General features: G+C 41.3%; 24 protein-coding genes, 15 tRNA genes, 3 rRNA genes and 1 riboswitch. Of the genes, 34 read left to right on the top strand and 8 right to left on the bottom strand.

Annotated elements, in window-relative coordinates:
* Window position 1 precedes the first annotated feature (1 nt).
* On the top strand, window positions 2-787 hold the full coding sequence (locus tag JFV29_RS09555) for an ABC transporter permease (RefSeq protein WP_201182789.1): 786 nt from the start codon (window positions 2-4) through the stop codon (window positions 785-787).
* Between the two features lie 40 nt (window positions 788-827).
* Here the strand turns inward: JFV29_RS09555 and JFV29_RS09550 are convergent, their stop codons facing one another.
* On the bottom strand, window positions 828-1,316 hold the full coding sequence (locus JFV29_RS09550; protein ID WP_201182787.1) for an acyl-CoA thioesterase: 489 nt from the start codon (window positions 1,314-1,316) through the stop codon (window positions 828-830).
* Window positions 1,309-3,618 (bottom strand): 5-methyltetrahydropteroyltriglutamate--homocysteine S-methyltransferase, encoded by a 2,310-nt coding sequence (gene metE / locus JFV29_RS09545; RefSeq protein ID WP_201182785.1) that lies wholly within the window; start codon window positions 3,616-3,618, stop codon window positions 1,309-1,311. Before metE ends, JFV29_RS09550 begins: the two co-directional genes overlap by 8 nt.
* A 155-nt stretch (window positions 3,619-3,773) precedes the next feature.
* Window positions 3,774-3,964, bottom strand: a riboswitch (cobalamin riboswitch).
* Between the two features lie 291 nt (window positions 3,965-4,255).
* Between metE and JFV29_RS09540 the strand changes: the two genes are divergently transcribed.
* The 7 genes from JFV29_RS09540 (at window position 4,256) to perR (ending at window position 7,962) form a co-directional block, all read left to right on the top strand.
* Entirely contained in the window at window positions 4,256-4,675 is a 420-nt protein-coding gene (locus JFV29_RS09540; RefSeq protein WP_053344503.1) for a potassium channel family protein, read from the top strand.
* 62 nt (window positions 4,676-4,737) lie between these two features.
* Window positions 4,738-5,208, top strand: coding sequence for a thioredoxin-dependent thiol peroxidase (bcp, locus tag JFV29_RS09535; protein WP_201182783.1), 471 nt, complete (start codon window positions 4,738-4,740; stop codon window positions 5,206-5,208).
* An 11-nt stretch (window positions 5,209-5,219) separates the two neighbouring features.
* On the top strand, window positions 5,220-6,329 hold the full coding sequence (locus tag JFV29_RS09530) for an aminopeptidase (protein WP_201182781.1): 1,110 nt from the start codon (window positions 5,220-5,222) through the stop codon (window positions 6,327-6,329).
* A gap of 271 nt (window positions 6,330-6,600) precedes the next feature.
* Entirely contained in the window at window positions 6,601-6,696 is a 96-nt protein-coding gene (locus tag JFV29_RS31360) for a hypothetical protein (protein WP_342366544.1), read from the top strand.
* Between the two features lie 138 nt (window positions 6,697-6,834).
* Window positions 6,835-7,020, top strand: a complete 186-nt coding sequence (locus JFV29_RS31355; RefSeq protein WP_277950978.1) for an NAD(P)-dependent oxidoreductase — start codon at window positions 6,835-6,837, stop codon at window positions 7,018-7,020.
* 58 nt (window positions 7,021-7,078) lie between these two features.
* On the top strand, window positions 7,079-7,207 hold the full coding sequence (locus JFV29_RS30970) for an NAD(P)-dependent oxidoreductase (RefSeq protein ID WP_309558556.1): 129 nt from the start codon (window positions 7,079-7,081) through the stop codon (window positions 7,205-7,207).
* Between the two features lie 311 nt (window positions 7,208-7,518).
* Window positions 7,519-7,962 carry a peroxide-responsive transcriptional repressor PerR gene (gene perR, locus JFV29_RS09520; RefSeq protein ID WP_053344506.1) on the top strand — a complete coding sequence of 148 codons (444 nt, stop codon included), beginning with the start codon at window positions 7,519-7,521 and terminating at the stop codon, window positions 7,960-7,962.
* Between the two features lie 105 nt (window positions 7,963-8,067).
* Here the strand turns inward: perR and JFV29_RS09515 are convergent, their stop codons facing one another.
* Entirely contained in the window at window positions 8,068-8,421 is a 354-nt protein-coding gene (locus tag JFV29_RS09515) for a YgzB family protein (RefSeq protein WP_053344507.1), read from the bottom strand.
* Between the two features lie 181 nt (window positions 8,422-8,602).
* On the opposite strand from JFV29_RS09515, the gene JFV29_RS09510 reads away from it, so the two are divergent.
* The 20 genes from JFV29_RS09510 (at window position 8,603) to JFV29_RS09415 (ending at window position 16,797) form a co-directional block, all read left to right on the top strand.
* The gene (locus tag JFV29_RS09510) at window positions 8,603-9,466 is read left to right on the top strand and encodes a nucleotidyltransferase-like protein (RefSeq protein WP_201182779.1); all 864 of its coding nucleotides are present in this window, start codon (window positions 8,603-8,605) and stop codon (window positions 9,464-9,466) included.
* 282 nt (window positions 9,467-9,748) lie between these two features.
* A 16S ribosomal RNA gene (locus JFV29_RS09505) occupies window positions 9,749-11,300 on the top strand.
* 175 nt (window positions 11,301-11,475) lie between these two features.
* Window positions 11,476-14,406 (top strand): 23S ribosomal RNA (locus tag JFV29_RS09500).
* Between the two features lie 116 nt (window positions 14,407-14,522).
* Window positions 14,523-14,638 (top strand): 5S ribosomal RNA (gene rrf / locus JFV29_RS09495).
* The 16S, 23S and 5S rRNA genes sit together here with 15 tRNA genes alongside, the layout of an rRNA operon.
* A gap of 9 nt (window positions 14,639-14,647) precedes the next feature.
* Window positions 14,648-14,722 (top strand) — tRNA-Asn (locus JFV29_RS09490).
* 5 nt (window positions 14,723-14,727) lie between these two features.
* Window positions 14,728-14,819: transfer RNA gene (locus JFV29_RS09485), tRNA-Ser, on the top strand.
* Between the two features lie 9 nt (window positions 14,820-14,828).
* Window positions 14,829-14,903, top strand: a tRNA-Glu gene (locus JFV29_RS09480).
* Between the two features lie 14 nt (window positions 14,904-14,917).
* Window positions 14,918-14,993 (top strand) — tRNA-Val (locus JFV29_RS09475).
* 90 nt (window positions 14,994-15,083) lie between these two features.
* Window positions 15,084-15,157, top strand: a tRNA-Met gene (locus JFV29_RS09470).
* 5 nt (window positions 15,158-15,162) lie between these two features.
* Window positions 15,163-15,238, top strand: a tRNA-Asp gene (locus JFV29_RS09465).
* Between the two features lie 12 nt (window positions 15,239-15,250).
* Window positions 15,251-15,326, top strand: a tRNA-Phe gene (locus JFV29_RS09460).
* 7 nt (window positions 15,327-15,333) lie between these two features.
* Window positions 15,334-15,409: transfer RNA gene (locus tag JFV29_RS09455), tRNA-Thr, on the top strand.
* Window positions 15,410-15,424: 15 nt separating this feature from the next.
* A tRNA-Tyr gene (locus tag JFV29_RS09450) sits at window positions 15,425-15,508 on the top strand.
* Between the two features lie 10 nt (window positions 15,509-15,518).
* Window positions 15,519-15,592, top strand: a tRNA-Trp gene (locus tag JFV29_RS09445).
* A 17-nt stretch (window positions 15,593-15,609) separates the two neighbouring features.
* A tRNA-His gene (locus tag JFV29_RS09440) sits at window positions 15,610-15,685 on the top strand.
* Window positions 15,686-15,723: 38 nt separating this feature from the next.
* Window positions 15,724-15,798 (top strand) — tRNA-Gln (locus tag JFV29_RS09435).
* 3 nt (window positions 15,799-15,801) lie between these two features.
* A tRNA-Gly gene (locus JFV29_RS09430) sits at window positions 15,802-15,876 on the top strand.
* 8 nt (window positions 15,877-15,884) lie between these two features.
* Window positions 15,885-15,958, top strand: a tRNA-Cys gene (locus JFV29_RS09425).
* An 8-nt stretch (window positions 15,959-15,966) separates the two neighbouring features.
* Window positions 15,967-16,047 (top strand) — tRNA-Leu (locus JFV29_RS09420).
* Window positions 16,048-16,458: 411 nt separating this feature from the next.
* A complete protein-coding gene (locus tag JFV29_RS09415) occupies window positions 16,459-16,797 on the top strand; it encodes a hypothetical protein (RefSeq protein WP_201182777.1) in 339 nt (112 codons plus the stop codon).
* 39 nt (window positions 16,798-16,836) lie between these two features.
* Here the strand turns inward: JFV29_RS09415 and JFV29_RS30010 are convergent, their stop codons facing one another.
* The 3 genes from JFV29_RS30010 to JFV29_RS09405 form a co-directional block, all read right to left on the bottom strand.
* Window positions 16,837-17,019 carry a hypothetical protein gene (locus tag JFV29_RS30010; protein ID WP_141521376.1) on the bottom strand — a complete coding sequence of 61 codons (183 nt, stop codon included), beginning with the start codon at window positions 17,017-17,019 and terminating at the stop codon, window positions 16,837-16,839.
* A 185-nt stretch (window positions 17,020-17,204) separates the two neighbouring features.
* Window positions 17,205-17,351 carry a hypothetical protein gene (locus JFV29_RS09410; protein ID WP_201182775.1) on the bottom strand — a complete coding sequence of 49 codons (147 nt, stop codon included), beginning with the start codon at window positions 17,349-17,351 and terminating at the stop codon, window positions 17,205-17,207.
* Between the two features lie 608 nt (window positions 17,352-17,959).
* A complete protein-coding gene (locus tag JFV29_RS09405; protein ID WP_201182773.1) occupies window positions 17,960-18,250 on the bottom strand; it encodes a hypothetical protein in 291 nt (96 codons plus the stop codon).
* Between the two features lie 511 nt (window positions 18,251-18,761).
* Here JFV29_RS09405 and JFV29_RS09400 point away from each other — a divergent pair.
* Both JFV29_RS09400 and glsA read left to right on the top strand, forming a co-directional pair.
* Window positions 18,762-19,178 (top strand): hypothetical protein, encoded by a 417-nt coding sequence (locus JFV29_RS09400; protein WP_201182771.1) that lies wholly within the window; start codon window positions 18,762-18,764, stop codon window positions 19,176-19,178.
* Window positions 19,179-19,781: 603 nt separating this feature from the next.
* On the top strand, window positions 19,782-20,723 hold the full coding sequence (gene glsA / locus JFV29_RS09395) for a glutaminase A (RefSeq protein ID WP_201183498.1): 942 nt from the start codon (window positions 19,782-19,784) through the stop codon (window positions 20,721-20,723).
* A 217-nt stretch (window positions 20,724-20,940) separates the two neighbouring features.
* On the opposite strand, the gene JFV29_RS09390 is transcribed toward glsA, so the two are convergent.
* Window positions 20,941-21,132, bottom strand: coding sequence for a hypothetical protein (locus tag JFV29_RS09390; RefSeq protein ID WP_053344519.1), 192 nt, complete (start codon window positions 21,130-21,132; stop codon window positions 20,941-20,943).
* Between the two features lie 13 nt (window positions 21,133-21,145).
* Complete coding sequence (locus JFV29_RS09385) at window positions 21,146-21,700, bottom strand: site-specific integrase (RefSeq protein WP_242485334.1); 555 nt, start codon at window positions 21,698-21,700, stop codon at window positions 21,146-21,148.
* Between the two features lie 397 nt (window positions 21,701-22,097).
* Here JFV29_RS09385 and JFV29_RS09380 point away from each other — a divergent pair, with 397 nt between their 5' ends.
* The 4 genes from JFV29_RS09380 to JFV29_RS09365 all read left to right on the top strand — a co-directional run bounded on the left by JFV29_RS09380 (window position 22,098) and on the right by JFV29_RS09365 (window position 25,415).
* Window positions 22,098-22,808: a sigma-70 family RNA polymerase sigma factor gene (locus JFV29_RS09380; protein ID WP_201182769.1), complete on the top strand. Its 711-nt coding sequence runs from the start codon at window positions 22,098-22,100 to the stop codon at window positions 22,806-22,808.
* 30 nt (window positions 22,809-22,838) lie between these two features.
* Entirely contained in the window at window positions 22,839-23,423 is a 585-nt protein-coding gene (clpP, locus tag JFV29_RS09375; protein ID WP_053344522.1) for an ATP-dependent Clp endopeptidase proteolytic subunit ClpP, read from the top strand.
* Between the two features lie 75 nt (window positions 23,424-23,498).
* Window positions 23,499-23,708, top strand: coding sequence for a hypothetical protein (locus JFV29_RS09370; RefSeq protein ID WP_201182767.1), 210 nt, complete (start codon window positions 23,499-23,501; stop codon window positions 23,706-23,708).
* A gap of 216 nt (window positions 23,709-23,924) precedes the next feature.
* Window positions 23,925-25,415 carry a DHA2 family efflux MFS transporter permease subunit gene (locus tag JFV29_RS09365; RefSeq protein ID WP_201182765.1) on the top strand — a complete coding sequence of 497 codons (1,491 nt, stop codon included), beginning with the start codon at window positions 23,925-23,927 and terminating at the stop codon, window positions 25,413-25,415.
* Window positions 25,416-25,540: the final 125 nt, after the last annotated feature.

The raw sequence follows: 25,540 nt of genomic DNA, 5'->3' as shown, positions 1-25,540 counted from the left end.
GATGTTCTATGTATCGATGTTTTTTCAATATGTAAGCCAATATATGAAAACGAGATTGCAGTACCGTGCCGATTTTTTCATGGAAATTCTTTCTGACCTATTGAATCAGGTTGTGAATCTGGTATTTATCTTAGTTGTTTTCGGACATACGCAATTTTTAAGCGGTTGGAGCCGTGAAGAAATTATTTTCATATACGGATTCTTCCTTATACCATTTGCTCTTTTTTCTTCATTTTTTAATATCTGGGATTTTAACGATCGCTATATCGTTAAAGGTGAGATGGACCGAATATTAACTAGGCCAATCCACAGCCTGTTTCAAGTCATTTTGGAAAGAATTGAGCTTGAATCATTATTTGGTGTTGTGACCGGCCTGATCATTATTTTCTATTCGGGTGCTTCGTTGAATCTCGAGCTTGTCTGGTATGACCCTATTCTCTTTGTGATTTTTTCAATCGGTGGGGCACTTGCTTATGCGTCCATCTTTGTAGCAATTGCAAGTATTGGGTTCTGGTCGGATGCGAAAACGTCAATCATGCCAATGATGTACAATATCGGGAACTACGGCCGCTATCCTGTTGATATTTATAACAAGGTCATTCGGTTTGTACTTACATGGGTGCTGCCATTTGCGTTTGTCGGCGTGTATCCAGCCTCTTATTTTCTTAGAAAAGAAGAGTGGTATGTTTATGCATTTGCAACACCGGTTATCGGGATTGTCTTTTTCACTGTATCTGTTTTCATTTGGAATCAGGGAGTGAAAAGGTACCGAGGGGCCGGAAACTAAAAAAATCCCTTCAACATTAACACTGTTGAAGGGATTTTTCTTATTTACGCTTATTCTTTCTTTCAATATATCTAGCTTGTGCTTGAACAAATTGCTGCTTTTCCTCTTCCGTTTCCGGAAATACCTGAGGAACGGGGGTGGGCTTTCCATCTTCGTCTATTGCTAGCATCGTTAAAAAAGCACGGGCTGTAAGCTGCTTTTCGCCGGTTAATAAGTTCTCTCGCTCTACTTTCACAAATACCTCCATCGACGTCCGATGGGCACAGGTGACATAGGCCTCAAGGTTAATCGCATCCCCTGTCTTGATGGGTGCCAAAAAGTCAAAGGAGTCACTTGATACGGTCACAACCGGTTTTCGGCAATGGCGCATTGCTGAAATGCAGGCGATTTTATCTACATAGGCCATCACCTTACCGCCAAAGATGGTGTTGTGATGATTCGTATCTGGTGGGAAAACAAGATCTGTTAAAAAAGTCCGTGACTGCCGGATAGGATTAGCATTTGTAAGATCAATACCTTTTTCAGTCATTTGACTGTTGATTGACCAGTAGGTTTTTGCGAACGATTGTTGCGGCTTCCACCATATTTTTCAAAGAAGCAACGGTTTCAGGAACGCCCCTTGTTTTCAGACCGCAGTCCGGGTTAATCCAAAATTGATCTTTATCCAATACTTTGATGCCTCGTTCAATCATATCGACCATTTCCTCGACTGCAGGAACCCGTGGACTGTGAATATCATATACGCCTAGACCAATACCCTTTTCATACGTTTTTTCCTCAAATGCGGTAGCTAGTTCACCGTGGCTGCGAGATGTTTCTATGGAAATTACATCGGCATCCAGGGAAGAGATGACATCCATGAAGCTGTTGAAATCGCAATAACACATATGCGTGTGAATTTGAGTTGTATCTTCCACACTTGAAGTGGAAATCAGGAAGGAGTTCACAGCCCATTTTAAATATTCATCGCGGTCGCTTTTTTTCAATGGCAGACCTTCTCTAAGGGCAGGCTCATCCACCTGAATCATTTTGATTCCGGAAGTTTCTAACGCTCTCACTTCTTTTTCCAAGGCAAGAGCTAACTGGTAGCAAACATTCTCCCTTGAAATATCATCACGTACAAATGACCAGTTCAGAATTGTTACAGGACCTGTCAGCATTCCTTTTACCGTTTTCTTCGTCAGGGATTGCGCGTACACACTTTCCCGGACCGTCATCGGCTCGATGAAATGAACATCGCCGTAGATAACAGGCGGTTTTACGCAGCGAGAACCGTAAGATTGTACCCAGCCTTTTTCGAGGAAAACGAATCCGCCCAGTTTATGGCCGAAAAATTCAACCATATCTGTTCGTTCAAATTCTCCATGTACAAGAACATCCAAGCCGATTTCTTCCTGGATATCGATCCATTTGCTGATTTCCTCGTTAACAAATGTTTCATATTGAGCAGCCGTCCATTCTCCTCGTTTGAATTTCCCGCGAGCTTGTTTTACTTCAGCTGTCTGCGGAAAGCTTCCGATTGTTGTTGATGGAAGGAAAGGCAGTTTGAAAAATTCCTGTTGTTTGTGATAACGCTCTTTAAATGGCAGCTGACGGCCGGCTGTTTGACTCTTCGCCTGTTCGACACCAGTTTGGACGTCTTTATGGTTTCGCGCGTTTGAATTTGCTAACGTTTGAAGTGCTAATTTGTTAGCGGCTACTTTTTCAGCAATTGCTTCGGCACCTTGATTACTACCTTTTACTAGTAGAGTGATTTCTTCAAGCTTCTCATCAGCAAAAGCAAGGGCCTGTTGCACTTCTTTAGTAAGAGCCGTCTCATTACGAACCGTTACTGGTACATGAAGCAGGGAGCAAGAGGGTTGAAGCCAAATTTGGTCTTCGGCTACGTTTTTTGTGAGGGTATTGATCAACTGCTTCTTTTTCGATAAATCGGAAAGCCATATGTTTTTCCCATCAATCACACCTGCACCGAGCACTTTGTCTTTCGGGAAGCCGAATTCTTGAAGATTACTAAGGTTTTTCCCTTTATCATGGACAAAATCAAGACCGATCCCTTGAACGTGTAATTCAATAACTTCTTGGTAGTGCTCTACCGCATCAAAGTATGTTTGTAGCATGATGTTCAAGTTTGGAGCTGCTTCATTCAATTTTTCATATAAGTAAGTAACAGTTTGCATATCATCTTTAGAAATGGATGAAACAAGGGAGGGTTCATCCATTTGCACCCACTTCACGCCTTCTTGTTCTAACTCTTGCAGAATTTGTGTGTATAAAGGCAGGAGACTAAGGATGATTCCAGGTACATCTTGCTTATTGTAGCCTTTAGACAGAGTAATAAAAGTATAAGGTCCGACTAAAACGGGCTTAGCTTCAATTCCTAGTTTTTCTTTGGCTTCGCGATAAGCAGCAAGTGGTTTATTTTCTGTCAAAGTCAGCTTCGACGGTTTTAATTCGGGAACGATATAGTGATAGTTTGTATTGAACCATTTCGTCATTTCAGAAGCAACTTCATCCTTGTTTCCGCGAGCCATAGAGTAATATACAGAAAGGGGAACAGTGCCGCCTTTATAGGCTGAATAACGCTCAGGAACAAGACCGAACATTACAGACATATCGAGCATTTGATCATATAAAGTAAAGTCATTGACAGGAATAATATCTATACCTTGGCCCTTTTGCTTTTGTAAGTTGCCTAAACGGATGGCTTCTAGCTGTGCCGTAAACTCCGATTCATCGATTTTTCCCGACCAGTAAGCTTCTAATGTGCGTTTCCATTCACGATCTTCCCCAATTCGCGGGTACCCTAAACTACTACTTTTCAATATTCCCATCCTCCTACATTCTTTTTTTAAAAAATATAATAACAACAAAAAAAGCACCCCTAACCGTCAAAAGAGAAAGTTAGAAATGCTTAAAATAAAGGGGTATACAAAAACCCCTTAAAATTATAAGGTCCCTAACACTTCCCTATTCTCCGTAGGTTAAAACAGTGTTGTCGAAACAGGCAGGTCTCCTGACTTTAGGAATCTTATTAGCGGCAGGCCTTCCCAATCCGAAAATCAGTGGCATATTGCATAGCGCTAACATTCCTATTACAGTGGCGGGACCGTGCCGGAATTACACCGGACTTCCCTTTTAATCCTAAAAAAATTAGGAACCTATTTCCACATATGAAATTTCACAAACCCGCTGTAAATTAAACTGCAGGCAACAAATATTTATAAAATAAAAACTATTATAAAAATTTAGACAAGCTTATCATATCCCGGCTAAAATGGTCAACAAGGAAAAAAGTCTCGGGAAATGGGGTCTGACCCCGCCCTATATCGACAAAACTATTGGTGCACCTAGGTTTGTTTAAGGATGTGAATGTTGGGAAATGGGGTCTGACCCCTAAATAAAGAATATATTGTTTGGACGGGGAGTATGTATAGGGGGAGTGGGTTGTTTTGAAATGAGGCGTGGGGGATGACTTTTTACATCTTGATTGCAGGGATTATTTTTTGCATGGTGATGAGCATTCGAACGTTATTTCTTGTTGAGTCGGGAGGAAAAAAGTTTTCTCTAGAGGATATGCTATGGCTCGGCAATTTATATGCGACGATATTAGTAGGTTTTGCACTGATTTATTTATTATACGAGCTTCAGAATCATTCGGTGATTCTTGATATGGGCAATCGTTTAGACGGCAGTTTTTACGAGCAACTGAAGACTTCTTTTTATTTTAGTGCAATGACAATGTTTTCAGTAGGGTATGGAGATATAGCCCCGATAGGCATGGGCAGGATGATTGCGACAATCCAGGCGTTCATTGGATACACTCTCCCGGCTGCGTTTGTGATCCGGACAGTGATTGACTTAGAACAGAAGGAAAGGAAGAATAAATGAAAGTTGTGTTTCTTTCAATTATTGGGTACGCTTACCATAATGAAAGAAATGGAGGGGTAAGAATGACTGTTAAAATTGGAGAAAAAGCACCGGATTTTCAACTTCCTGCAAACAACGGTGAAAAAGTTTCCCTATCGGATTTTAAGGGTAAACACGTTGTTTTATATTTTTATCCGAAAGACATGACGCCTGGTTGCACAACGGAGGCCTGTGATTTCCGTGACCACAATGAGCAGTTTGAGAAATTGAATGCTGTCATCATAGGGATCAGTCCAGATCCGGCGGCGCGTCATGAAAAATTTATTGAAAAATATGGGTTACCTTTTCTGCTACTAGCTGACGAAAATCAAGAAGCTGCTGAATTATATGATGTATGGAAATTAAAAAAGAACTTCGGCAAGGAATATATGGGCATTGAACGTTCAACTTTTCTGATTGATAAGGAAGGAACGATAGTTAAAGAATGGCGTAAGGTAAAAGTCAAAGGCCATGTCGAAGAAGCGCTTGAAACTCTTCGTGATCTAGAAAAATAAGGTACAGCCAGATGAAGGATAAGCGAATAACCAAGCTTGCTGAAAGGCTGATTCATCATTCCGTACAATTACAGCCAAAAGAGAGAATCTTGATACGGGGTCATATCAACATGAAACCGCTATTGAAAGAGCTGATTGATGAAACATACAGAATCGGTGCATATCCATATGTCGAACTGGAAGACGATGAAATAAGCCGACACTTGTTAAAAGGGAATGTGAAGGAACAACTTGATACCTTATCACAATGGACTTTGAGGAAATATACTGATATTGATGCGATAATAATCATCTCCAGTGAAGAAAACGATGCTGAATTGGCAGAAGTTCCTGCAGAGAGGCATCGTCTTCATGGGGAAGCGATGAAGTCGTCGACTCTTTTCTATGTAAACAACCGGCGTTGGGTTTTACTTAATTACCCGACTGTCAGATTAGCACAAAAAGCCGGTATGAGTTTTAGAAAGTACGAAGACTTTCTATTAAACGTGTGCACAATGGATTACGGGAAAATGGAAGTGGCACTGAAACCGCTTAAGCAATTGATGGAGCGTACTGAAAAAGTCCGGATTGTTTCACCTGGGACAAATCTCACCTTTTCCATTAAAGGAATGCCGGCTGTCATATGCGCTGGGAAAAATAATCTCCCTGACGGGGAAGTGTTCACGGCACCCGTAAAAGAGAGTGTTCATGGTAGGGTAGCCTTCAACACACCTTCAACATATCAAGGAATCACCTTTCGTGACATAGTTTTAACCATACAAAAGGGGAAAATCACGAAAGCAGTTTCTAATCAAAATTCTAAAATGAATGAGATTCTCGATGTAGATGAAGGGTCCCGTTTTATTGGGGAATTCGCGCTTGGAATCAATCCTTACATTTTGGAGCCAATGGACGATATTTTGTTTGATGAGAAAATATGTGGCAGTCTGCATCTAACTCCTGGCCAAGCCTATCAAGAGGCTGATAATGGTAACCGTTCTTCAACACATTGGGATATGGTTTTGATCCAGCGTCCTGAATATGGCGGTGGTGATATCTACTTTGATGACATTCTGATCCGAAGGGATGGCATTTTTATGTTGCCGGAACTAAGTGCTTTAAATCCAAATTTATTAAAATAAAGCCTTTTTTAACAGGGGTAAGGCTTTTGTCCAACTCAAAAAGAGGACACCTGAATATGCTTTATTAAGGGAATACCTCCTCAGAGAAAGTTGCACGGGACTTACAGAGCCCGTGTTTTTTTTATGTTAATTAAAAGGTGAGATAAACATGTTAGTACTTTCAATAATTATTCCAAAAGAAGACATCCAAAAGCAGATGGAGGATACCTTTCCTGCTTTGAATTTCATTTATCGAGGGGATTGAGAGGATGAACCACTTCGTGAAGCAAAAATCTTAATTCCATACGGCGAAGATTTAACAGATGAGACAATTGAGAAAGCACCGAATTTAAAGTGGGTTATGGTTATGAGTGCAGGTATGGATTAATGCCTTTTAAAGTCATTGAGAAGCGCGGGATTTTGGTAGTACACGATTGGGATGCTTTTACAGTACGAAAAGAAATTGAAACAGCTTATCATGAATGAAGCAGACGAGCTGTGGGATAGAAAGATAGAAGTATGAGAATTGAATGGGAAATCGATACTCATTCTTGGTGCTGGTGCAATTGGCGGAGAGGTAGCGCGTCTTGGGAAAGCCTTTAGGATGACCACAATTGGGGTCAATCGTAGCGGAAATCCTGTGCAGCACTTGATCGTCTTTATGGGCTCTCTGAGTAAGTTACATCGTATCTGTTCTGCCAAGTACGATTGAAAGACAAAATCTGTAGCAAAAAGAACACTTTAAAGCTATGAAAGGTTCTGCTGTCTTCGTGAATATTGGACGAGGTGATCTGGTTAAAGAGGAAGTGTTGATAGAGGTTTTACAAAACAGGGAAATTGCTCATGCCATTTTAGATTTATTCGATCCAGAACCTTTAGATAAGGAGCATCCATTTTAGCGTATGGAAAATGTAACGGTCACACCGCATCTTTCGAGTAAAAGCAGTGAATATTTACCTAGAACCTTTTCAATTTTCGAAAAAAACATGCATGAATTCCTGAATAGATTGAAAAGACTTTATCAACGTCATTGATCAATCAAAAGGATACTAGGCACAATTAGAAAATGGGAAAGAATTAAAGGGGTAATGAATAAACTAAAAATGAATCGATAAACAGATGAAATATTGACAAAATCAACGTATAAAAGGTACACTATTTATAAATATTATAATTTAATAATTCATACTTAATGAGAAAAAAGAGGTGGATGGCGGTGTCTGAAGTTCAGTTAAAAGAAGCGTTGGATTCCCTTAAAGATACCGGTGTAAGAATAACTCCTCAACGCCATGCGATACTTGAATATTTGATAAGCTCTATGTCCCACCCTACCGCAGATGATATATATAAAGCGCTAGAAGGTAAGTTTCCCAATATGAGTGTGGCTACGGTTTATAACAACTTGCGTGTGTTCCGAGAAGTAGGATTGGTTAAAGAACTTACCTATGGTGATTCTTCAGCAAGATTTGATTTTGTAACGACGAATCATTATCATGTAATCTGCCAAACCTGCGGAAAAATTGTAGATTTTGATTATCCGGCATTGGACGAAGTCGAACATTTTGCAGCACAGGTCACCGGTTTCAATGTTAGTCACCATCGGATGGAAATCTATGGAGACTGTACAGAGTGCTCAAAAAAAGAAGCACATTAAAAAAAGTTCCGCCACTTGGTTGGAACTTTTTTTTTGTTGCAAAAAAATGATACAATTAATCTTGGACCATCTGCCTGGGATAAATAAGCTCTCTTAAGGGGTTATTTAGTCTTGCAGGCTTTTGCGATTATATTTTTCGTTAAATTCTTCGCCTTCTAACTTTTTATCAAGGGTCAATGGTTCTTCACAATGCATGCAAATATCCACACGCCCTAATATTTTTGTAGGTTTACTACAGTTAGGACATACAACCTGGATCGATTTTGTAGAAAGCATTCCAATCCAAAAATAAACGCCGGTACTTGCAATTATGAATAAAAGACCTAGACCCATAAAAAGTGTCATAACAATAGGGTGTGTTTTAAAGAAAAGTCCAAGATACATCACAATAAAGCCGATGAAAATCAAACTTAAAGCAAATGTACGGATTTTATTGATTTTGCTAGAATATTTAGCCATGGATTGTCCCTCCTAAAATATAACTTTAACTATAACATAAACTACGGATGGAACAAAAAAGAAATAAAGGATACATATTACTTTTGAATATGTTGTTTTTGTAAATATCATCTAGGTGAAATACAGGATTTTGAAGAGTTTTGTCGAATGTAAAAAAAAAAAGGTTTTGGAGGAATTTATAATGGAAGATATCCTTCGCCCGATTTATCAAGAGCGAGCAAGTTTAAAATCTACACTTGGAATCTTGTTAATAGAAAAAAGAGAAAATAATAGCCCGATTACCGATACATTTGACTACATTCTTTTTGTTATTGTAGATGAAGCAGAAGAGGCAGTGTTTTTAAAACACTACACATATCAGGACAAAAAGGCAGCTTTACATATCGTAAAGGAAGAACAACTAAAAGAATGGCTTCTATTAGGTACAAACCGAAAAGTAGTTGACTGGATTTATAACGGAAAGGTCCTCTTTGACCGAAATGAATATTTGGATCATTTGAAAACCGAAATTCGAGAGTTCCCTTTTTATGGAAGAAAGTTGAAGATAGGGATGGAGTTTGCGAAGTTAATTCGCAGATATATGGATGGAAAAGGCTTCTTTGAAAAAGGTCATTATCTTGATGCATATAATCATATTGTTCATTCCCTGCATCACTTAGCTCGTTTGGAAGTAATAGAACAAGGTTTTTATCCAGAAGTTACAGTCTGGAACCAAGTGAAACATATGGAACCTGAAATCTATAAGTTGTATAAAGAATTGATTAGTAGTGAGGAAACGCTTGAAAAAAGATTGGAGCTTCTTTTCCTTGCGAGTGAATTTCTTATTTACTCTAGGACGAATACGGGTTCACAGCATTTAGTTGAAATAATGAGTACAAAAGAAGATCCTTGGACAATTGCAGAGTTAATGGATCATCCGGAACTTAATTATTATTCAGTAGATCTAGGTGTTCTGTTAGAATACTTAATAGAGAAGAAAGTAATTGATGTCATCAAAGTGGAAACAAAAGGACAAGACGTTTATCATCGATTTTATAGAGTATAAAAAAATATTTCAAAAAAATCATTTTTAGTGTTGACCAATAATAATCTAGGTGTTATATTAATACATGTCGCTGCGGGACATCAGCTTTCGCAGCTTCAACAAAACAAAAAACATCAAAAAACATGTTGACAAAATAGTCAACGACATGATAAGATGTAAAAGTCGCTTACAAAGTAAACGACAAAGAAATTGCTCTTTGAAAACTGAACAAAACAAAGCGCCAACGTTAATTTTTTAAGTGAGCACACACTATCAAAAAGCAAAATGAGCAAGTCAAACATTTCTTCGGAGAGTTTGATCCTGGCTCAGGACGAACGCTGGCGGCGTGCCTAATACATGCAAGTCGAGCGAATCAATGGGAGCTTGCTCCCTGAGATTAGCGGCGGACGGGTGAGTAACACGTGGGCAACCTGCCTATAAGACTGGGATAACTTCGGGAAACCGGAGCTAATACCGGATATGTTCTTTTCTCGCATGAGAGAAGATGGAAAGACGGTTCTGCTGTCACTTATAGATGGGCCCGCGGCGCATTAGCTAGTTGGTGAGGTAATGGCTCACCAAGGCGACGATGCGTAGCCGACCTGAGAGGGTGATCGGCCACACTGGGACTGAGACACGGCCCAGACTCCTACGGGAGGCAGCAGTAGGGAATCTTCCGCAATGGACGAAAGTCTGACGGAGCAACGCCGCGTGAACGAAGAAGGCCTTCGGGTCGTAAAGTTCTGTTGTTAGGGAAGAACAAGTACCAGAGTAACTGCTGGTACCTTGACGGTACCTAACCAGAAAGCCACGGCTAACTACGTGCCAGCAGCCGCGGTAATACGTAGGTGGCAAGCGTTGTCCGGAATTATTGGGCGTAAAGCGCGCGCATAGTGGTTCCTTAAGTCTGATGTGAAAGCCCACGGCTCAACCGTGGAGGGTCATTGGAAACTGGGGAACTTGAGTGCAGAAGAGGAAAGTGGAATTCCAAGTGTAGCGGTGAAATGCGTAGAGATTTGGAGGAACACCAGTGGCGAAGGCGACTTTCTGGTCTGTAACTGACACTGAGGCGCGAAAGCGTGGGGAGCAAACAGGATTAGATACCCTGGTAGTCCACGCCGTAAACGATGAGTGCTAAGTGTTAGAGGGTTTCCGCCCTTTAGTGCTGCAGCTAACGCATTAAGCACTCCGCCTGGGGAGTACGGCCGCAAGGCTGAAACTCAAAGGAATTGACGGGGGCCCGCACAAGCGGTGGAGCATGTGGTTTAATTCGAAGCAACGCGAAGAACCTTACCAGGTCTTGACATCCTCTGACAACCCTAGAGATAGGGCGTTCCCCTTCGGGGGACAGAGTGACAGGTGGTGCATGGTTGTCGTCAGCTCGTGTCGTGAGATGTTGGGTTAAGTCCCGCAACGAGCGCAACCCTTGATCTTAGTTGCCAGCATTCAGTTGGGCACTCTAAGGTGACTGCCGGTGACAAACCGGAGGAAGGTGGGGATGACGTCAAATCATCATGCCCCTTATGACCTGGGCTACACACGTGCTACAATGGATGGTACAAAGGGCTGCAAACCTCGCGAAGGTAAGCGAATCCCATAAAGCCATTCTCAGTTCGGATTGTAGGCTGCAACTCGCCTACATGAAGCCGGAATCGCTAGTAATCGCGGATCAGCATGCCGCGGTGAATACGTTCCCGGGCCTTGTACACACCGCCCGTCACACCACGAGAGTTTGTAACACCCGAAGTCGGTGAGGTAACCTTTATGGAGCCAGCCGCCTAAGGTGGGACAGATGATTGGGGTGAAGTCGTAACAAGGTAGCCGTATCGGAAGGTGCGGCTGGATCACCTCCTTTCTAAGGATAAATACGAGAGCGCTTTTGTTTTGTTCAGTTTTGAATGAGTAATTCATTCAGATACGAAAGACATCATCACGTTGTGATGGGATTCTTTCTACTTTGTTCCTTGAAAACTAGATAATAGATAGAAGGCAATTAATTTTTTCAAAGCATCAGTAAGATCTTTTTTAACGGTTAAGTTAGAAAGGGCGCACGGTGGATGCCTTGGCACTAGGAGCCGATGAAGGACGGGACTAACACCGATATGCTTCGGGGAGCTGTAAGTAAGCTTTGATCCGGAGATTTCCGAATGGGGAAACCCACTGTTCGTAATGGAACAGTATCTTTACCTGAATACATAGGGTACTGAAGGCAGACCCGGGGAACTGAAACATCTAAGTACCCGGAGGAAGAGAAAGCAAATGCGATTTCCTGAGTAGCGGCGAGCGAAACGGAATTAGCCCAAACCAAGAGGCTTGCCTCTTGGGGTTGTAGGACACTCAACATGGAGTTACAAAGGAACGGGGTAAATGAAGTGATCTGGAAAGGTCCGTCAAAGAAGGTAAAAACCCTGTAGTTGAAACTTCGTTCCCTCCTGAGTGGATCCTGAGTACGGCGGGACACGAGAAATCCCGTCGGAAGCAGGGAGGACCATCTCCCAAGGCTAAATACTACCTAGTGACCGATAGTGAACCAGTACCGTGAGGGAAAGGTGAAAAGCACCCCGGAAGGGGAGTGAAATAGATCCTGAAACCGTGTGCCTACAAGTAGTCAAAGCCCGTTAATGGGTAATGGCGTGCCTTTTGTAGAATGAACCGGCGAGTTACGATTTCATGCGAGGTTAAGTTGATAAGACGGAGCCGCAGCGAAAGCGAGTCTGAATAGGGCGAATGAGTATGAGGTCGTAGACCCGAAACCAGGTGATCTACCCATGTCCAGGGTGAAGTTCAGGTAACACTGAATGGAGGCCCGAACCCACGCACGTTGAAAAGTGCGGGGATGAGGTGTGGGTAGCGGAGAAATTCCAATCGAACCTGGAGATAGCTGGTTCTCTCCGAAATAGCTTTAGGGCTAGCCTCAAGATGAGAGTATTGGAGGTAGAGCACTGATTGGACTAGGGGCCCCCAACGGGTTACCGAATTCAGTCAAACTCCGAATGCCAAATACTTATTCTTGGGAGTCAGACTGCGAGTGATAAGATCCGTAGTCGAAAGGGAAACAGCCCAGACCACCAGCTAAGGTCCCAAAGTATACGTTAAGTGGAAAAGGATGTGGAGTTGCTTAGACAACCAGGATGTTGGCTCAGAAGCAGCCATCATTTAAAGAGTGCGTAATAGCTCACTGGTCGAGTGACTCCGCGCCGAAAATGTACCGGGGCTAAACGTATCACCGAAGCTGTGGATTGACACCGTATGGTGTCGATGGTAGGAGAGCGTTCTAAGGGCGTTGAAGTCAGACCGGAAGGACTGGTGGAGCGCTTAGAAGTGAGAATGCCGGTATGAGTAGCGAAAGAAGGGTGAGAATCCCTTCCACCGAATGCCTAAGGTTTCCTGAGGAAGGCTCGTCCGCTCAGGGTTAGTCGGGACCTAAGCCGAGGCCGAAAGGCGTAGGCGATGGACAACAGGTTGATATTCCTGTACCACCTATACATCGTTTGAACGATGGGGGGACGCAGAAGGATAGGGTAAGCGCGCTGTTGGATATGCGCGTCCAAGCAGTTAGGCCGGAAACGAGGCAAATCCCGTTTCCATTAAGGCGGAGCTGTGATGGCGAGGGAAATATAGTACCGAAGTTCCTGATTCCACGCTGCCAAGAAAAGCCTCTAGTGAGATGTAAGGTGCCCGTACCGCAAACCGACACAGGTAGGCGAGGAGAGAATCCTAAGGTGTGCGAGAGAACTCTCGTTAAGGAACTCGGCAAAATGACCCCGTAACTTCGGGAGAAGGGGTGCTTTTAGGGTGAATAGCCCGGAAAAGCCGCAGTGAATAGGCCCAGGCGACTGTTTAGCAAAAACACAGGTCTCTGCGAAGCCGCAAGGCGAAGTATAGGGGCTGACACCGCCCGGTGCTGGAAGGTTAAGGGGAGAGGTTAGCGCAAGCGAAGCTTTGAACCGAAGCCCCAGTAAACGGCGGCCGTAACTATAACGGTCCTAAGGTAGCGAAATTCCTTGTCGGGTAAGTTCCGACCCGCACGAAAGGTGTAACGATCTGGGCACTGTCTCAACGAGAGACTCGGTGAAATTATAGTACCTGTGAAGATGCAGGTTACCCGCGACAGGACGGAAAGACCCCGTGGAGCTTTACTGCAGCCTGATATTGAATTTTGGTACAGCTTGTACAGGATAGGTAGGAGCCTGAGAAGCCGGAGCGCTAGCTTCGGTGGAGGCGTTGGTGGGATACTACCCTGGCTGTATTGAAATTCTAACCCGCGCCCCTTATCGGGGTGGGAGACAGTGTCAGGTGGGCAGTTTGACTGGGGCGGTCGCCTCCTAAAGAGTAACGGAGGCGCCCAAAGGTTCCCTCAGAATGGTTGGAAATCATTCGTAGAGTGTAAAGGCACAAGGGAGCTTGACTGCGAGACCTACAAGTCGAGCAGGGACGAAAGTCGGGCTTAGTGATCCGGTGGTTCCGCATGGAAGGGCCATCGCTCAACGGATAAAAGCTACCCCGGGGATAACAGGCTTATCTCCCCCAAGAGTCCACATCGACGGGGAGGTTTGGCACCTCGATGTCGGCTCATCGCATCCTGGGGCTGTAGTCGGTCCCAAGGGTTGGGCTGTTCGCCCATTAAAGCGGTACGCGAGCTGGGTTCAGAACGTCGTGAGACAGTTCGGTCCCTATCCGTCGCGGGCGCAGGAAATTTGAGAGGAGCTGTCCTTAGTACGAGAGGACCGGGATGGACGCACCGCTGGTGTACCAGTTGTCTTGCCAAAGGCATAGCTGGGTAGCTACGTGCGGACGGGATAAGTGCTGAAAGCATCTAAGCATGAAGCCCCCCTCGAGATGAGATTTCCCATAGCGCAAGCTAGTAAGATCCCTGAAAGATGATCAGGTTGATAGGTCAGAGGTGGAAGCGTGGCGACATGTGGAGCTGACTGATACTAATAGATCGAGGACTTAACCACGCTTTTAAAAATGAAATACCTTCTTATTATCTAGTTTTGAAGGAATGAAAATTTCTTCTTGCATTTTCTCAAAAAGACGTTATAATAATATATGTCTTGAAAAAATGTTAATAATGTTTGGTGACGATAGCGAAGAGGTCACACCCGTTCCCATTCCGAACACGGCAGTTAAGCTCTTCAGCGCCGATGGTAGTTGGGGGTTTCCCCCTGTGAGAGTAGGACGTCGCCAAGCTTATATCGTTCCGCAGTAGCTCAGTGGTAGAGCATTCGGCTGTTAACCGAACGGTCGTAGGTTCGAGTCCTACCTGCGGAGCCATTATTGGAGAGCTGTCCGAGTGGCCGAAGGAGCACGATTGGAAATCGTGTAGACGGGTAACCCTGTCTCAAGGGTTCAAATCCCTTGCTCTCCGCCATTTACAACTGGCCCGTTGGTCAAGCGGTTAAGACACCGCCCTTTCACGGCGGTAACACGGGTTCGAATCCCGTACGGGTCACCATTTCGAAAACATATGGAGGATTAGCTCAGCTGGGAGAGCATCTGCCTTACAAGCAGAGGGTCGGCGGTTCGATCCCGTCATCCTCCACCATTTTTTAAAAAGCAACAAGTTGTTTCTATATATCATGTATAATGAAACAGTTAACACGAAAACTTGATGCAATAGCAGCATTATTAACGTCGCGGGGTGGAGCAGTCCGGTAGCTCGTCGGGCTCATAACCCGAAGGTCGCAGGTTCAAATCCTGTCCCCGCAATCTATGGTCCCGTGGTGTAGCGGTTAACATGCCTGCCTGTCACGCAGGAGATCGCGGGTTCGATTCCCGTCGGGACCGCCATTTTTATTGTTTGGCTCAGTAGCTCAGTCGGTAGAGCAAAGGACTGAAAATCCTTGTGTCGGCGGTTCGATTCCGTCCTGAGCCACCATTGTAGTGCCGGTGTAGCTCAACTGGTAGAGCAACTGACTTGTAATCAGTAGGTTGGGGGTTCAAGTCCTCTTGCCGGCACCAGTAACATCCATATGCGGAGGGGTAGCGAAGTGGCTAAACGCGGCGGACTGTAAATCCGCTCCTTCGGGTTCGGCAGTTCGAATCTGCCCCCCTCCACCATTTTATTTATAGGGGTATAGTTTAAAGGTAGAACAGAGGTCTCCAAAACCTCCAGTGTGGGTTCGAGTCCTACTACCCCTGCCAATTTTAATTTTATAATGGCGATTGTGGCGAAGTGGTTAACGCACCTGATTGTGGTTCAGGCATTCGTGGGTTCGATTCCCATCAGTCGCCCCATTTTTTAATAAATAATGGTATAATAAGTATAACGTTAATGGGCTATAGCCAAGCGGTAAGGCAACGGATTTTGATTCCGTCATGCGAAGGTTCGATCCCTTCTAGCCCAGCCATTCGCGAAAGTAGTTCAGTGGTAGAATACAACCTTGCCAAGGTTGGGGTCGCGGGTTCGAATCCCGTCTTTCGCTCCAAAAACGTTGGCGGCATAGCCAAGCGGTAAGGCAGAGGTCTGCAAAACCTTTACCACCGGTTCGATTCCGGTTGCCGCCTCCAACAAAAATGCCGGTGTGGCGGAATTGGCAGACGCGCACGACTCAAAATCGTGTTCCTCTGGAGTGCCGGTTCGACCCCGGCCACCGGTATCACCAATAGCGAAGAAAAGCTATTACTTCAAGCTTCACACTTAATTGTGTGAAGCTTTTTTGTGTTTATCACGCACTACAGAATATGTACAAATATTGTGCGGGGTAGTGTGCGATGAGTAAAGGAGGAAATTTACTATAGGAAGATGAATTAAGAATTGTTACAAAAACTACTTACGTTAAATCTGATGAATTGGAGTTTAAATTATTCTTTGAAGACTGCCAATTAAGGAATCTTTGTCCTCATACTTTGAAATATTATCGAGAACAATTTAATGCGATTAAACGACCATTGGTAACAATGACAGAAAAGGATATTAAATTGCTGATATTAAATACCGTGAAGTTCGTCATTTACCGCGTTCTGGTGGTAAAATACAGTTGTAGTATTATGGGAAGATAGGGGAAAATTTGAATAATATCGGTGAAGATTTTAAATTACGTGTTCATAGCAATCGTTGGGGCCATTATGACAATTACACTCTTATAAAAAAAGAAAATGGATGGACTGTTATTACTATGAAAATTCATGGTGACGAAGGCGATAAACTCGGCAGTCCTGCTATTGAAAAAGCATTTGACAGAGAATCATTTTCATATCCAAACGATTTAGGATATTTCTTATCACATATTTGGGATGCTTCAGAAACCAAAACTAAAGAAGAAGTTCAAAAATATTTCGATGAATTAGGAGAATGGATTTCTACCACTGAGAAAACGAAGCCTAATTTCGGAGCATTGCATTTATAAGTAAACAAAAAAGATGTGTCCAAATCGTGCACATTTTTTTTAGTATTCAACATTTTCTTCAATAATCGGATTTCCTTCTGCGTCAAGCAGCTCTGGTTCGTAGAGATCATAATTGAATGTTTTCTGTTCCTCTAAATATTTTATTTTTTGGTATTCTTCTTTACTCATGCCCTCCCAAATATTTGGCCTGTGTTCGACATGCCCCATCTTGTAATACTTCATATCTACTTCTGGCTCTGTGAAAGCTTTGTTGAAAAGTATAATTCCGAAAGTGAATATATGAGAACCTTGCAAATAATTGTTGCCGATAGTGTTTCATCTGGAGAGCTGCGTAACGTGGAAAGTCGGCTTTTATACAGTTGAGTTGATACGAAAAAGTTTCTTATCAACTCATCCAGTCTTGTGAGTTATGCAGTTCTGAAATTACCGAACACAGCTGTCATTCGCTTGTCTGGATGCTTCATTTGAAGATGTTGTTGTATCGCTCGGAAAAGCTCATTATTTTCTGGTCGGTTGGCATTATAGATTTCTTGTAAACTCTTCGATTTCTCCATGGCTTCTCCTACTTTCCATCAAGTGTGCATCCGTGTGAAAGCATTCACCTTCATTTCTTATGCAATTAACATTTGGGTTAAATCGGTAAATTTGTAAGGGTGATGCTTGCTTTGAGATGCAGTTCTATACATTCGGTGGAAGTTTAAAACTTCTTTGAGTACAAACTCCTTTGGGGCGACCTTCTCCATAATATAATATTCGGTCATGACGGTGCATTCACCTCCATTTCAACATTATTTTAAATATTCTTGGGGATTTTACGTGCATATTAAATATGCAGGTACCTCGTGGCTATCGAGGCACCTACATATCATTGCAATAATTACAGGCTATTTCAACGGGGGTAACTTTATTAGTGCTACTAGCTTTTTGACGTTAGGGCCTGAGGTGTATATTACGCACATCAGCTTTTTACCCACTTTATACATTGCATATATGCCTTCTTGACCTTCATGAACAATTACTTCATTCAGATTTACACCGCTACATTATAGCGGTCAATTTGAGAGGCTCAGTGAACTAGCGGAACAATAGGTTAAGAAAACTATTCGTACCCTAAAAATCATTATTGATATTAGAACCAGTTAATGGTAGTGGCCCGATGATTTCAGATTTCTATATTCATAGCATTGAGTTCTGCTTCCGTATAGCCAGAAGCGGATAGTGCTATTTCAATTTCTTCAGCAGCCTTATAATCAAATAATTTAAATTTAGACATTAAAGCGAAAGCATTTTGATCTTCAATTGCCAAGGCAACAGCTTCCACGTCTTGTAGTAACTTCAGGTCTTCAATGTAGAATTGAGCGGTTCGCATCGCTAAATACTCATTCAGTGTAGTTGAACTGTAGAAAAGTCTTGTTAAAGTAGCGATTGCGTTAGGAACGAAAATCTTATTCATAATTACCCCTCCAATATTCTCAATATTCTGTTATATTAATCACTACAAGTATGAGTCACCATAAAAATGTTGTCAATCTTTATCTGTTGAGCACTTTTACTCACCAGATGAATGTACATCTGTACTCAAATTGAGTAACTAGAAAATGTCGATAGACGCCTTTGCCAAAGGCAAAGAACCGATTTACAATGCTTTCACTTGAAATGATGGTGGAACAATATCAAGAAGAAATACAACCAATGATAGAAAGTTTTAAATTGAAATAAATAGAAGGAGGAAAGTATGGAAGAGTAATTAAAAGCAATCTCTTCCCTTTTAGGGGGTCTATAGGGGATTATTAACAATCTTCTCGTAGGACGTACACACCACTTCATTATTACATAGTAAATATTTCCTTTGTTTTCTAACTGTATGATTTTAATATCTAAACAGTTTATTATATTGATAAAGGAAGAATAACTTAAGCTAATACTATAATGAAATAAGTCTTTAAAAGGGAAGTGATAGTTAAATGCTTTATATAAGCGATATCGAAAAAATAATTAATAACACATTAAATGAGCACAATTTGGATATTATTTGTGAATTTGACAATAATCTAAGTGCACCTATGAGTTATAACGTATCGACCAATACTATAAAGTTTAATTATCTTCAAGTTAACGGTTATAAAGGAAAAGTTAGAATTAAAGAGACAGAGGAAGACTTTGTTAAAATTATTCTTTATCGTATTATTGGTTATTATTTAGATTTTAAGAAAAATAAACATGATTTAAGGATTATGATGTATGGTCACGAAGAGGAAAAAGAAAAGCTGAAATCTGAAATAGAAACTAATGCTTGGGATTATGGGAGAACATTAATACCTGAACAACTATTGGAGTCATATGATAAAGTCCGTGAGTTAGATAAAATGCTAATAAATTAATGTAATTAAATTGAGACCCGACTTTAAACTGAAAGCCACATCATTTTTAAGTATGTAATATTAGTTCCAGCAAACGTGAAGAGTCAAAAGAGCTTTTCCTCCCTTGTTCACTCTGGATTTCCCATTTTCAAGGCAACCTAGTAAGGTAGTAATGGAACAGGAACACTTATAAGGAAGCCTCCTTGGAGGGGCAACTGGTAGAATACTCTTTGGAGATTCGCTCTGGAGCTGGCTTTTTTGAGTGAGAAATTAAACTGATATCCAATAAGACAAGACCAAGAGAAAGAGGAGTTGTCTGAGAAAGCTTGACTAATAAATAAATAGAAAATGAAAAATGGGGTTTTTGAGATTACATAGCTCTCTATACGGTCCTCTCCTTTGTCATTATAAGTCAATCAGAACTATGTAACCGTTCCTCTATATCAGAAGCAATGCAAAGAGAGTGAATAGCCTCCTCCCACAATGAAGATAGTAGCTCCTGTAACTTTACTTCTTTTATTATCTGCTTCCTAGTTTTGCAAATAATAACTATGAAATATGGTAATAAATAATAACAACACTTCACAAGACAAATTTTCAAAGGGGCGGCAAATTGTGAACAATATGGGATGTCAATGCAGGTCCAATGAAGAATTACAGCAACTGGTTGATCAGGCAAAAAAATATACAAATAAGGGAAAAGTGGCGGACTATATACCGGCTCTTGAAAAGGCGAATCCTGAGGGCTTATCTGTGGCTATTTACTATCCTGACGGTAAAGGGTATTGTGCGGGGGATGTAAGTGGTAAAGTGACTCTGCAAAGCATATCAAAAGTTTTGACACTTGCTCTGGTATTAATGGAAAAAGGTGAGGAATATGTCTTTTCCTATGTAGGAAAAGAACCCACCGGTGATCCTTTTAATTCGATTGCCAAGTTAGAGACAAACAAGGCATCCAAGCCGTTAAACCCGATGATCAATGCAGGAGCATTGACTGTGACCCACATGGTTGCAGGTGACAGTGTAAATGAGCGATTCAATCGTATTTTACATTTTATCCGGGAATTGACGCAAAATCCTACTATCGGTTTTAATGAAGATGTTGCACGTTCAGAATACAATACAGCAGACTTAAATAGGTCGCTAAGCTATTTTTTAAAGCAGCATAATGTAATAAATGAGGATGTGGAGGACTTAATCGAATTGTATTCGAAGCAGTGTGCCATTGAAATGGACAGTCAGGATTTGGCGAGGATCGGCTGTGTGCTGGCCATGAATGGGAAAGATCTGTTGACGGGAAAGCAAATCATCCCCGGGGACATTGCCCGTATTTGCAAGACATTCATGGTTACCTGCGGCATGTATAACGCATCAGGTGAATTTGCCATTAATGTTGGAATTCCGGCTAAAAGCGGTGTGTCAGGGGGAATCATGGGGGCCGTCCCCGGAAAATGTGGGATTGGAATTTATGGCGCTGCGCTTGATGAGAAGGGGAACAGTGTTGCCGGGATAAAGATCTTGGAAATGATGGCGAAAAAGTATTCCTTAAGTATGTTTAATATGTAAACAAGGTTGTCCGTATTTATCAAAATGAACCTGATGACATGTATGGCCTTACAAGAGGAAAAGGCCTGCCAGGTGCAATTAGTGCAGTGGCATTAGTAAATGTGGTTCACTCCAAAGCCTTACAGAAACAAAGCATTTACTTCAAGCTGCAATTGTAATCGTTACTTTCAAAGCACAAAAAAGGACCTCTGCACATAAGGCAAGGTCTTAAGCTCGATTATAACAAGTTGGATAGAAGGGATACTTTTCTATACAAAGCATTTGCCTCTTTATTCTGATGTTCCCCCGCCTCATTTAGATGTCCTTCCATATCGGTCATTAAATCAGCTAATTTCAGTGCCTTTTGTCTGTCAGAAATATTACTGCGAATGATATATTCGTACTTTGCATTGTATTCAGTTAGTGTCATTTAATCCGTCCTCCTATAGTACAAAGCCATTTAAGCTGTCCTCTATTTCTTCATCAGCAATTCCTATGTACTTCAAAGTTATTTCAGGGTGTGAATGGTTAAGAATCAATTGTAATTTAGCCACGTCTTTACTCTGTTTATAGTACCAGTATCCGAATGTTTTCCGCATGGTATGAGTTCCTACACTTTCAATGTCTACCATATCTGCGGCTTTATTAAGCTGTCTGTATGCTTGTATCTTGCTTATCGGCTTATCACCTTTGCGTGAAGGGAATAGCCATTCGCTATCAATGGTATCTATATAAGTTGCTAACTCATTAAATACATTGTTAAGCTGTATTGTTCTAGGCTTCTTTGTCTTGCCTTCCTTAATGATAATTTTCATCTGGCCTTTAATATCCTTTACCTTCAACGATAATAGATCAGACACACGTAAGCCAGTATTTATTCCTAAAAGGAACAATATGTAATCTCTTTCGCTGCAATGTCTTTTCAATGACCATTTCATATCATCTAATTTTTCCAATGATCTGATTGGTTGAACGTCAATTAAATGTTCTTTCGCCATTTTGCATCAGCTCTTTCATCCTGCTAGTAGAATCAATGATTTGAATGTATACTTTTATCTGATAGTTAAAGAATAACACTTGAACAGGCAAGAAGTCAAAAAAATTACCGTTTTGAAAGTAAACTTTTAACTATTTGTTTACATTGGGTGTGCCTTGATTAAATTATTGGTGACGAATCCGGTGCACAAAGAGGGGAAGCCCTAGTATAGTCTATTTGCTGCATACAGAACACTGAGATTAGCTTGTTTGGGTCATAACCAAACAGGTTTTTAGTATGAAAGGAAATCCACAGGAAAAAATGGAATAGAATAAAATAAAGGAAAAAATTTTCACCCCCATATCTTTTTCTCTTTCTAAAACGTTTATAGGATAGAGGGTGTTGAAGGAGTGAGAAAAATGATAAATAAGTTGAAAGAAGATATTTCTGAAGGAAAAGATAACGACATGATTTTGCGTGAAGTCTATCCTGAATTGCTTCGGTTTTGCCGATTCCTTACCCAAAATAATTGGGATGGCGATGATTTAGCACAGGATACGATACTGAAGGTAATGCAGGGCTATGGGAATAAAACGGAGGTAACAACGGCTTTATTGAAGACGATAGCCCGTCATTCCTGGATTGATACGATACGTAAAAGAAAAAAAGAATCCGTAGAGGATCTGAAGGACACCGAACAGCAGGGGGCAATTGGGGAAAATGCCTTTGAAACGGTTGAATATATTATAAAATCCCTTACCCCAAAACAAGCTGTGGTGTTCATATTAAAGGAAGGGTTCCTCTATCGATCTAAAGAAATCTCAGATTATTTGAACACGACGGAAACGGCTGTAAAGGCCATCTTGAATCGTGTGAAAAAGCGTTTTGACAAAGATGGCATTGATGAGCGTAAGTTGTCCTGTGCGGAAGATTGGCAAGATGATGAGGAACAGAGGCTGATGTCTCTGATGACGCAGGCTTTGAAGGTCCGAAATCCTGATATCCTCATTAGAAGTATTCCATCTTTCAAATCCCTGAACAGTGAATCAATGATTCCTAAACTGATGAATCGTTCGATGCACTCCAAAGCATGCTTCACTCCTTCAAACACTCTCTCAATGGCTGCATAGCCAATCATTTTGTTAGGAGGAAGAAGAGATATGACTACCATTCCATATGTAATTGAGCAATCCAGCAAGGGTGAGCGCTCATACGATATTTATTCCAGACTTCTAAAAGACAGAATCATCATGATTGGGGAAGAAATCACCGATCATTTAGCCAATAGTGTGGTTGCTCAATTGTTATTCTTGGCAGCAGATGCCCCTGATAAAGAAATTACCATCTTCATAAATAGTCCTGGGGGATCGACTAGTGCCGGTTTTGCTATTTATGATACGATGCAATATATTAAACCTGATATCCGGACTGTATGTACGGGTATGGCTGCATCATTCGGGGCAATGCTTTTATTGGCGGGTACGAAAGGAAAAAGGTGCGCTTTGCCGAATAGTGAAATTATGCTTCATCAACCTCTTGGAGGGGCAAGGGGGCAAGCTACGGAAATTGAAATTTCTGCCCGAAGGATTTTGAAACTGAAGGATCATATCAATCAGATCATCTCGGAAAGGACTGGGCAGCCTATCGAAAAGGTGGCGAAGGATACTGATCGTGATTATTTTTTAAGCGCAAATGAGGCGAAGGAATACGGTATTATTGATGAGATAATCGTTCAGGGGAATTAATTCATAAAAAGGCTACTTGAATTTTGAACTTTCTCCCATTAAGTGGAGAGTTTTGTAAAAAGACCTAATTAAAAAATGACATCAGTAATGGATGAGGTTGCAGACAAAAATAAGCTGAAATATGGAATGAAGAGAAACAATCGATATAAATTTATCGGCTGTTTCTCTTTTTTTTATCTATTCACTGATGTGATTACATTCATAGTGGTAAACAAAATACAATTATACGAATTAAGGTCTGGTTGTATGGTTATTAAGATGGGAACAACAAAGAAATATCTTTAATATAGTGCCAATATGAGTTGAGAAAAACACCATCTAAAAGTCGTAAATTGAGGTTAAACGAATTTAGCTGACTGTATTATTGGATAAGATAGGTTGATTTCCTTTATGATAGGGAGGCATATTAACTTAGTAAAGTCGAATTAGAATATTAAGACTTGAAAAATATAGTAGGAAGTAACGATATGTAATAACTCAACCAAAGGAAGTGCCGTAAGAATGAATCTCGATAAAACAGCAATCACTAAAATTCGTACAGGTCCCATGTTTGCGGTGATGTTGGCTGGTGCTCTCGTCGCTTTCTTGAATCAGACTCTAATCAATATCGCATTGCCTCAATTGATGAATCATTTTGAAATATCGGCTGCAACAGCTAATTGGCTGACAACTATCTTTTTGTTGGTCAATGGGATTGTCATCCCGATCACAGCTTTCTTGATGGAAAGGTTTAACACAAGACAATTATATCTAACTTCGATGGGACTCTTTGCTTTAGGAACTTTTTTATGTGGAATTGCACCTAGCTTCTCCGTCTTATTGATCGGACGTGTGGTTCAAGCTGCAGGTGCAGGGATTTTATTCCCTTTGATTACAAATGTGATTTTCACTTTATTTCCTCCTAATAGACGTGGTTTTGCGATGGGGATATTTGGAATTGCGATGAATTTCGCCCCAGCCGTAGGACCAACGTTATCAGGATGGATTGTACAAAACTATTCCTGGAGAGTTCTGTTTTTTATCATTTTCCCATTTGCACTTCTTGACTTTCTTTTTGCAATTTTTATCATTAAAAATGTAGGGGAAACTAGCCGACCCAAACTCGATAAAATGGGTGTAATTCTATCCACTATCGGATTTGGAGGAGTTCTATACGGATTTGCTACAGGCGGTACTAAGGGGTGGGGCAGTTTAGAAGTCCTTATAATGTTCCTTGTTGGCGGAATCAGTATAGTATTATTTGTCTGGAGACAATTTACCGTAAGGCATCCTATTTTGGAATTTCGAATTTTTCGTTATCGGATGTTCACATTAACTACGATTATCAACGTCATCGCGACTATGGGTATGTTCTCTGGAATGATATTAATGCCAATCTATATGCAGAATATCCGTGGCTTTACTCCCTTGGAATCTGGCCTCATGCTATTGCCTGGAGGTATTGTAATGGGGATTATGTCTCCTATCACAGGTAAGCTGTTTGATCGGTTTGGGGCGAGATGGCTAGCGGTAAGCGGACTTGCTATTACTATTATTACAACCTATCTTTTAACACGGCTTGAAACAGATACGTCTTATTCTTATGTGGTATGGGTATATACTATTAGAATGTTTGGTATGTCGATACTGATGATGCCTATCTTTACAGCTGGATTAAATGAATTGGCACTTAGCTTAAATAAATACGGAACAGCAATGGTTAATACGTTGAGAATGGTTGCAGGTGCTGTCGGCATGGCATTCTTTGTGTCAGTTATGACAAATCAGGGAACGAAACATGTACAGGGAATTTTAACACAAAATCATATCTCACCAGAAAATAAAACCCAAATGGCAATGGCCATTAAACAAGGAAGTGTAATGGGGGTAGATGATGCATTTATGATAGCTACATGGTTAACCATAGTTGCGTTCATACTGGCCTTTTACATACGGCGAACTTCACCACAAGAAGATACCATCACCAATCGATTATCAAAAAAACAAGTTTGAATAAACAAGGCAAAGTTAGTGAGTATCACATCTAGTTCCCTAGGTACAATAAATCCTTTCATTATAAACGGACTTGCCTTAAGATGACATATAAATACCAGAATAAGGGACACTTTTTATGAGTG

This window comes from Peribacillus sp. TH16 (genome assembly GCF_016651095.1).
Lineage (GTDB): Bacteria > Bacillota > Bacilli > Bacillales > DSM-1321 > Peribacillus > Peribacillus butanolivorans.
The sequence above is the reverse complement of the archived record's forward strand: the minus strand, read 5'-3'. Positions and strand labels throughout refer to the sequence as shown.